General features: G+C 54.8%; 6 protein-coding genes and 1 riboswitch. Of the genes, 4 read left to right on the top strand and 2 right to left on the bottom strand.

What is annotated here, in order from left to right; translation table 11 throughout:
- Window positions 1-721 precede the first annotated feature (721 nt).
- A riboswitch (SAM riboswitch) is annotated at window positions 722-831 on the top strand.
- A gap of 295 nt (window positions 832-1126) precedes the next feature.
- The 4 genes from A3841_RS19845 (at window position 1127) to A3841_RS19830 (ending at window position 5655) form a co-directional block, all read left to right on the top strand.
- On the top strand, window positions 1127-2449 hold the full coding sequence (locus A3841_RS19845) for an O-acetylhomoserine aminocarboxypropyltransferase/cysteine synthase family protein (protein WP_073855232.1): 1323 nt from the start codon (window positions 1127-1129) through the stop codon (window positions 2447-2449).
- Window positions 2450-2458: 9 nt separating this feature from the next.
- Window positions 2459-3523: a homoserine O-acetyltransferase MetX gene (metX, locus tag A3841_RS19840; RefSeq protein ID WP_073855230.1), complete on the top strand. Its 1065-nt coding sequence runs from the start codon at window positions 2459-2461 to the stop codon at window positions 3521-3523.
- Window positions 3504-4763: a homoserine dehydrogenase gene (locus A3841_RS19835; RefSeq protein WP_073855228.1), complete on the top strand. Its 1260-nt coding sequence runs from the start codon at window positions 3504-3506 to the stop codon at window positions 4761-4763. The genes metX and A3841_RS19835 overlap by 20 nt, the downstream gene beginning before the upstream one ends.
- 175 nt (window positions 4764-4938) lie before the next feature.
- The gene (locus A3841_RS19830; RefSeq protein ID WP_073855226.1) at window positions 4939-5655 is read left to right on the top strand and encodes a hypothetical protein; all 717 of its coding nucleotides are present in this window, start codon (window positions 4939-4941) and stop codon (window positions 5653-5655) included.
- 75 nt (window positions 5656-5730) lie between these two features.
- On the opposite strand, the gene lysA is transcribed toward A3841_RS19830, so the two are convergent.
- Window positions 5731-6900: a diaminopimelate decarboxylase gene (gene lysA, locus A3841_RS19825; protein WP_235861530.1), complete on the bottom strand. Its 1170-nt coding sequence runs from the start codon at window positions 6898-6900 to the stop codon at window positions 5731-5733.
- Complete coding sequence (locus tag A3841_RS19820) at window positions 6866-8197, bottom strand: aspartate kinase (RefSeq protein ID WP_073855222.1); 1332 nt, start codon at window positions 8195-8197, stop codon at window positions 6866-6868. The genes lysA and A3841_RS19820 overlap by 35 nt, the downstream gene beginning before the upstream one ends.
- Between the last annotated feature and the right edge of the window lie 518 nt (window positions 8198-8715).

Below are 8715 nucleotides of genomic sequence, written 5' to 3'. Positions count from 1 at the left end.
TCTAAAGAGATCTCTCATGAAGGTCGAGATGACAAAAGGCTGTAGCATCGAATCTGATTCCAGCCTTTGGGTTGAGCGCCTATGCGAGTTTTTCCGGTGCCGAACGCTAGTGAAGCAGCCCGAGGCACGAGGGCAGGAAAAGCTCCCAGCGCGATGCCCGAGGATGAGCCCTCTCGGGCTTGAGAGCATCAAAGTATGAAATGCAACAGTAGGTATGTGGGAACTAGAGGATCGGAGGTAGCTAGCTAGTATAGCTTGGTTCAAGCAGAAGGAAGCAGTAACTCAGGGAAGTATAAATAACGACCGTTCTTCTGGAAGAAACCTGATAGAAGGAAAGATGAGCTTGCAGCAGCTTGCCCACAAGATCCTTTCAGGATGACAAAAGAGGGACGGTGTCGTTGCAAGTACAGCAGCAAGTATGAAGTATAGAAGCAAGTATAGCTCAAGTAAAGAAGTATAGCCAAAGTATAAGTTTGGCTTTTCGAGCCAATAGGGTTGCAAAGTCAATATCATAACAGGACACGAGGTGCAAACTCGCGCCAGAGAACCAAGAGGGAAGTAGGTATAAGGTATTGTCTATCAATCAAAGTATAAGGAATTTATATAGAACAATCGAAGCCTTAAAAACTGACTTTTAAAAAAATATCAGTAATAATTTTGGCTTTTAAATAAACGCGCCGTATACTTGCAACATCAAGTCAATACTCCCTTTGCGGATATTGGTTTATAGAGAAGCGCGGAGAGACAGGCTCTGTGAAGCGCTAGCAACCTAACCATCGGTGTTAAGGTGCTAATTCCTGAGTTCGGCAAGGTGCCGGACGAATATAAATTGATACGGTCATGAACAAGGGAATCAATTCAGCACAACACTTCTTATTAGTATCGCCGACAGCCAAAACACTGTCGCAAATCTGCATTTTAGCTCCTGCTAAGGCTATTGTCATGCGCATGCCCATGTGCGCCATGCCCGGCTGTTGTTGCTGTTAACCAAGGTGTAAAGTTCCTGTTTTCATACATGGCTTAGTGGCAGATTCCGCATCTGCTGCTACAGCCTACTTTTTACCGCTACGGCATTCCCGTCTTTTCTTAAATCATTCTTTTCTAACGATATAAAACCAGCATAGTCATGTCTAAATCATTGCACTTCGAAACACTTCAGCTGCACGCCGGCCAGGAAATAGATCCCACCACACAGTCTCGCGCTGTGCCTATCTACCAAACCACCTCCTACGCCTTTAAAAACGCAGAGCACGGCGCTAACCTGTTTGCCCTGAAGGAGTTTGGTAATATCTATACCCGCATTCAGAACCCGACCACCGATGTGTTTGAGAAGCGCATCGCGGCCCTGGAGGGTGGCGTGGCGGCCGTGGCCGTGGCCTCGGGACAGGCGGCGCAGTTCCTGGCGCTTACCAACATCCTGCAGGCCGGCGATAACTTCGTGACGTCCAGCTACCTGTATGGAGGCTCTTACAATCAGTTCAAGGTTTCGTTCAAGCGCCTGGGCATTGAGGCCCGGTTTGCCGACAGCGATGACGTTAGCAGCTTCGAGAAACTGATCGACGAGAAGACGAAGGCGATCTATACGGAAACCATTGGCAACCCGCGCTTCAACATTCCGGACTTTGACGCCCTTTCCGCCCTTGCCCGCAAGTATGACCTCCCGCTGATCGTGGACAACACGTTTGGCGCCGGGGGGTACCTGTTCCGCCCGCTGGAGCATGGCGCCAACGTGGTGGTGGAGTCTGCCACGAAGTGGATCGGCGGGCACGGCACCAGTATTGGCGGCGTGATCGTGGATGGAGGCAACTTTAACTGGGGCAACGGCAAATTCCCGCAGTTTTCGGAGCCATCGGAAGGATACCACGGACTTAACTTTTGGGAGGTCTTTGGCGAGAACGGTCCGTTCGGCAACATTGCCTTTGCCATCCGTGCCAGGGTAGAGGGCCTGCGGGATTTTGGTCCGGCGCAGAGTCCGTTCAACTCCTTCCTGCTGCTGCAGGGGCTGGAAACGCTTTCGCTAAGGCTGGAGCGAACCGTGCAGAACGCGCAGGCGCTGGCCGAGTGGCTGGAGCAGCACGAGCTGGTGGAGAGTGTGAACTACCCAGGCCTGGAGAGCAGCCCATACCATACTTTGGCTAAGAAATACCTGAAGCGCGGCTTTGGCGGCGTGTTCTCCTTTAAGCTGAAAGGCGACAAGCAGCAGGCCGAGACGTTTGTGAACAGCCTGCAACTGGTGAGCCACCTGGCCAACGTGGGCGACGCCAAAACGCTCATCATCCACCCGGCCTCCACCACGCACCAACAACTGAGCGATGCCGAGCAGCTCAGCGCCGGCGTAGACCCTACGCTGCTGCGCATATCCGCCGGCATAGAGCACATCGACGACATAAAAGCAGATTTTGAGCTGGCCTTCTCCAAAGTATCGGAGGCAGCGCCTGCTATAGCCTAAGTATACATAATGCCAGTACAGCAAATTTTTCATTACCAACAAGAGTTCCAACTGGAGTCCGAGGCAACGTTACCCGGCTTCCAGCTGGCTTATACCACCTACGGTACGCTAAACCCGCAGCGCAGCAATGTGGTGTGGGTGTGCCACGCCCTTACCGGCAGCTCTGATTTTACCGACTGGTGGTGCGACCTCTTCGGGGAAGGCAAGCTCTACGACCCGCGCGAGTGGTTTGTGGTGTGCGCCAACAGCCTGGGTGGTTGCTATGGCTCCACGGGCCCGCTGTCAGTGAACCCGAAAACGCTGCAGCCATACTTTCATACTTTCCCGCAGCTTACCAACCGCGATATTGTGCGCGCCTTTGATCTGCTGCGGCAGGAGCTGGAGCTGGAGCGGGTGCATACCTTGCTGGGCGGCTCGCTGGGCGGGCAGCAGGCGCTGGAGTGGGTGCTACAGAAACCAGAGGTGTTCGAGCGGCTGGTGCATGTGGCCAGCAACGCGCGCCACTCCCCATGGGGCATTGCCTTTAACGAGAGCCAGCGCATGGCCATCCGGCAGGATCCGACCTGGAATGCTAGCACAGCAGAAGCCGGTAAGGAAGGACTAAAGACAGCCCGCGCCATCGCCATGCTGTCTTACCGCCACTATAATACCTACGACGAGGCGCAGCAGGAGCCGGGCCATAGCATCACCGACAACTTCCGGGCAGCCAGCTACCAGGTATATCAGGGCGAGAAACTGGCGCAGCGCTTCAATGCTTATACTTACTGGCTGCTCTCCAAAGCCATGGACTCGCACAACGTGGGCCGCGACAGGGGAGGGGTGGAGCGCGCGCTGGCGCAGGTAAAGGCTCGGAGCCTTTTCGTAGGGGTAGATACCGACTTGCTGTTCCCGGTAGAGGAGCAGTATTTCCTGCACGCGCAGGTGTCCGGTTCCTCCTTCCATCTTCTCCGCTCCAACTATGGCCACGACGGCTTTCTGGTGGAGGTGGACCAGCTGACGGAGGCTATCCGGCAATTTTATCAAAATGAAAAAGTAACAGAAGAAGAACTCAACTATGAAAAGCAAGAGCGGTAAACGAATCGGGATATTTGGTTTTGGGTGCGTGGGCCAGGGGCTGCACGATGTGTTGCAGGACAACCCGCACCTGAATGTGGCCAGAATATGTGTGCGCGACCGGGAAAAACTGCGTACCCTGCCCAGCCATCACTTCACCTACGATCCACAGGAGCTGCTGCAGGACGAAAGTATAGACCTGTTTGCCGAGCTGATCAGCGACCCGGAGGAGGCGCTGCTGATTGTGCGCCAGGCGCTGAGTGCGGGCAAAACCATCGTGTCGGCCAACAAGAAGATGATCTCGGAGAATCTGTCGGAACTGGTGGCACTGCAGCAGGAGTTTGGCGGCACTTTGTTGTACGAGGCGGCCGTATGCGGCAGCATCCCGATCCTGCGGACGCTGGAGGCTTACTACGGCAACGAGCCCCTACAGGAGGTAAGCGGCATCCTGAACGGTTCCTCTAACTACATCCTCACCAAGCTGGATGCGGAAGGCATAAGCTATGACGAGGCACTGGCGCAGGCGCAGGCGCTTGGCTTTGCCGAGGCCGACCCGACGCTGGACGTGGGGGGGTACGATGCCCTGCACAAGATCAGTTTGATTGCCGCGCATGCCTTTGGGGCTGTGATAAAGCCGGAGCAGGTGGTTCGTGCGGGCATCCAGCACATCTCGCGGCGGGATGTGGCGCTGGCGCAGGCGCTGGGCGGCCGCATCAGGCTGGTAGCCACGGCCAAGCTCAACCAAAATAACAGACTGGCGCTGCAGGTGCTGCCTACGCTGGTGTTCCCCGACTCGGAGCTATACTATGTGGAGGCCGAGTTTAACGGCGTGCAGTTGCAGGCCCGCTACGCCGGCGACCAGTTCCTGAAGGGGCGCGGTGCCGGAAGCCACCCAACCGGTTCTGCCGTGTGGGCCGATGTGTCGGCGGCGCTGGCCGGGTACAAGTATACTTACCCCAAGTTCAGGTACAACGACGAAGAGCAGTTAAAGCCGGTGGCGCTGGAGGAGGAGGATGAACTGAAAGTATACGTGCGCACCACCATGCCCGAATTTTTACCCGAGCTGCCGTGGCGGGAGCTAACGGTCTTCGGGACTGAAAGAAGAGAGACGCAACTGGTGGGCACCATCAGCAGGAAAGACTTCCTTTTATACTTGCCGGCCCTGAAACAGACCATTGCCTTTATAGCACAGATTCCGGCGCATGTATCGGCGGAGCAGGTGGTAAATGCCTCGTACCTGAAGCTGGAAGAGGTTGCTTAAGTCTTTAAGTGTTTTTGCATTTTTCCAGCCGGGAATCTGAACAAGTGTATTTAAACTAGGATATAGGTATATATAAATTATACTATGGTGATTTTTAATTTAATGAAATCGCAGCTATTATCCAAGTCTAACCGTACAAATAATCAATCTGTTAGCGATTATTATTTGTACCAATATGAAAAATATACCTATACACTTTTTCACCTTCCTGATGGTAGTCCTGGGGCTGTCGTCTTGCAGAAATGATGGGGCTACTCCCATCCGGAACATAAAGGCCGGGCCTACCTTGCTGAGGGCGCAAGCCGGCGGTGGTTCCTGTGAGAATCATACCTACTTTTACAACAACGAGCAGAAGAACCTGGGGAGCGTTTTTACAAAGCAAGTGCTGGTGGTGTTTGCCAGCGGCCTGAGCGCCGGGGAAGAAGCCGCAGCAGTGGCTGCCTACGGATTTGTGCAGGGCAAGAACGGGCAGGTAGGCTCCAACTCAGCCATCCTGCATAATATTGAGCTGGTGGACGGGCTTAACTGCAAGCAAGTGGAGAAGGCGATCGAGCTGCTTGCCGCGGACCCTGCCATCACCTATGTGGCGCCATACTTTATGAATGGCGATGGCCTGCTGGGAATCAGTAACGAAGCCATCGTGACGGTGCAGGAGGGAGGCGAGGATGCCCTGGATGCCTACGCCGCCGAATATGGCGCCGAGGTGCTGATGCCGCTGAGCGGGCAAACCTACCTGGTGCGCGTGGATAAGCACTCCTCCGGAAATGCCCTGGAACTGGCCAACTTCCTGAAAAGCAAAGCCGGTGTAGCCCATGCCGAGCCCGACTTCATCGTATCGGCGGAGGTGCCGGTGGCAGGTGAGAAAAGAGGTGGCGGAAACGCCTCGCGCTAAGCTAAGAAGTATAAAAGAAGGCCGCCCTGCTCATGAGCAGGGCGGCCTTCTTTTATACTTGGGGTTTATACTTGCCTACAGGTAAACTGCCTTCGCTTTGTCGCGCAGGTTGTAGGCCGAGGCCATCACCTCGCCGTACGCCCCGGCCGTGCGGATGGCGATCAGGTCGCCGCGGTGGGTCTCGGGCAGCATCACCGCCTTGCCAAAGCAGTCGCTCGACTCGCAGATCGGGCCCACCACATCGTAGCGCACCTCCGGCTTCCGGCTCGTCAGGTTCTCGATCTTGTGGTACGACTGGTAGAGCGCCGGACGGATCAGTTCCGTCATGCCCGCATCGAGTATGGCAAAGTTAGTGGATATCCCGTTCTTGATGTAGAGTACTCTGGAGATCAGGGTGCCGCATTGCGCCACCAGCGCGCGGCCCAGCTCGAAATGCACCTGCTGGCCCGGCCGCAGCTCCAGGAACTGGTGAAACAGGCTAAAGTATGCGGCAAAGTCAGGGATGGGCTGCTCGTCCGGGGCATAATAATCCACTCCCAGGCCGCCGCCCACGTTCACGTGCTCCAACTGGATGTTACGGGCCAGGAACCACTCCTGGAACTCATTCACGCGCGTGCACAGGTTCTTGAACACCGTCAGGTCCGTAATCTGGGAGCCGATGTGGAAGTGTATGCCGATCAGCTGCACATGTTTCAGTTGCTGCAGCAGCTCGGTCACGCTCTCCAGCTCCCAGGCGTTAATGCCGAACTTGTTTTCCTCCAGGCCGGTGGTGATGTACTTATGGGTGTTGGCGTTCACGTTCGGATTGATGCGCAGGGCCACGCGGGCCACCGTGTTTTTCTTCCCGGCCAGCTCGTTCAGCACCTCCAGCTCATGCTTCGACTCGCAGTTAAAGCAGAAGATTCCCTGCTCCAGCGCATAGTTGATCTCCGCATCCGACTTACCCACACCAGCAAACACCACCTCCTGTGCCGCGAAACCGTTCTCGATGGCGGCCTTTATCTCGTTGCCGCTCACGCAGTCGGCACCGAAGCCGTGGCCACGTACCTCGTCCAGAACGGGTGCATTGGCGTTGGCCTTCAGGGCATAATGCACATGGAAGTTATACTTTTCGGCCTCCTGCTGGGCAGCCTTCAGGGTCTGGCGCAGCAGGTGCAGGTCGTATACATAGAACGGCGTGGCGTGCTGCTGCAGCTGCTCCGGGTTCAGATTAGGCATGGGCTTGGTTTCCGTTAAAGATGCCATTGTTGAGTTTGGTAAGGGCCTCTATTTTATCGCTTGTGTTTACCAGCACACTGATGTTGTTCTTGCTGCCGCCATAGGAGATCATGCGCAGCGGGATATTCTGCAATGATTGGAAGACAGCTAGCCCTGAACCGCTACGCTCGGCAATAAAGTCGCCTACCACGCAGATGATGGATTGGTCCAGGTCTACCTCTACCTGGCCGAATTCCTCTAATTCCTTTAGAATCTCGTTCAGGTGTTTGTCGTTGTCGATCGTCAGCGACACGGCCACCTCGGAGGTGGTGATCATGTCGATCGGCGTTCTGTACCGCTCGAACACCTCGAATACACTGCGCAGGAAACCATAGGCCAGCAGCATGCGTCCGGATTTGATCTTGATGGCGGTGATGCCATCCTTGGCGGCCACGGCTTTTATCTTGCCGCTTTCCGTTTTGGTACTGATGGTGGTGCCCCTTGCCTCCGGCGCCATGGTGTTGAGCAGCTTTACCGGAATGTTCTTTTGCTTGGCGGGCTTCACGCTGCTTGGGTGCAGGATCTTTGCCCCAAAGTATGCCAGCTCCGCTGCCTCGTCAAACGAAAGCTCCGCTATCGGATAGGTATTCTTCACAATGCGCGGGTCATTGTTGTGCATCCCGTCGATATCGGTCCAGATCTGGATCTCTGTGGCGTCAGCGGCAGCGCCTATGAGCGAAGCAGAGTAGTCGGAGCCACCGCGCTTCAGGTTGTCGATCTCCCCGAAGGCGTTGCGGCAGATGTAGCCCTGCGTAACGAAAAGCTCCACGCCCGGGTATTTCTCCAGCTCCTTTTGCAGGTGCTGGGCAATGTACTCGGTATCCGGCTCCTCGTTCTCGTCTATCTTCATGAAGTTAAGGGCTGGCAGCAGCACAGACTGCTCGCCCTGCTCCTCCAGGTAAAACTGAAAAAGGGCCGTGCTCAGCAGCTCGCCCTGCGCCAGCACCGCGCGCTCCTCGTGTATGGTGAAAAGGTCGAGGGTAAAGGCCGTGAGGTACTCGAAATGCTGTTTCAGCAGCTCATTTGCCTGTTTTTTCTTGTCATCGGAGGTGTAGAATTCCTCTACCACCTGTTTATACTTATCGTGAAGCGCCTTGATGAGCGCCTTTGCTTCGTCGTGTTTATTCTGGTACAGCGTTTCAGCTATCTGCACCAATGCGTTGGTAGTGCCCGACATAGCCGAAAGCACTACGATTTTAGGCTCACCATTCCGGATGAGCGAGGCTACTGCCTTCATTCTCTCAGCTGACCCCACTGAGGTGCCGCCGAACTTGAGTATTTTCATTCAGGTGTTAAAAATAAGTGGTGTTTAGCCTGCAAATTAGCAAAAAATCAGCGGAATATGATTGATTTGACCTTTCCTGTTCCGGAATGTTTGCAAATACCGAATAAGGTTACACTTGCTTTCAGCTGGTCAATGTGAGTTAATGTTTATGCCGGGTTCATGCTAGCGCGAGTTTGCAGACCGTGCTATTTTATTTTCATAGAAACTGTTCCTCAATACTTGGACTAAGCTATACTTTTCTAGCCGCCGCTTCCTATACTTTGACACAAGCTATACTTTGTAGCTTCCGTTCATCCTGTAGTTCCCACAAACCTACGGTTGCATTTCCGGCTTTGGCTCCCTCTAGCCCGGGAGGGCTCCCCGAAATGCTTCGGGGTAAACTCTCTCGGGCATCGCGCTGTGTTCCCTTCCTTTGCTCCTGCGTCGCAATGCCGCTAAAGCGGCACCGAAATCTCACAAGGCGCTCAACCCAAGGACTGGGTATCATTTCGATAGCCGCTGCCTTTTGTCATCTCGAA

The sequence above is a fragment of the Pontibacter flavimaris genome (assembly GCF_001907195.1).
Taxonomy (GTDB): Bacteria; Bacteroidota; Bacteroidia; order Cytophagales; family Hymenobacteraceae; genus Pontibacter; species Pontibacter flavimaris.
Note: the sequence above shows the minus strand (reverse complement) of the source record. Positions and strands in the feature narration are given on the sequence as shown.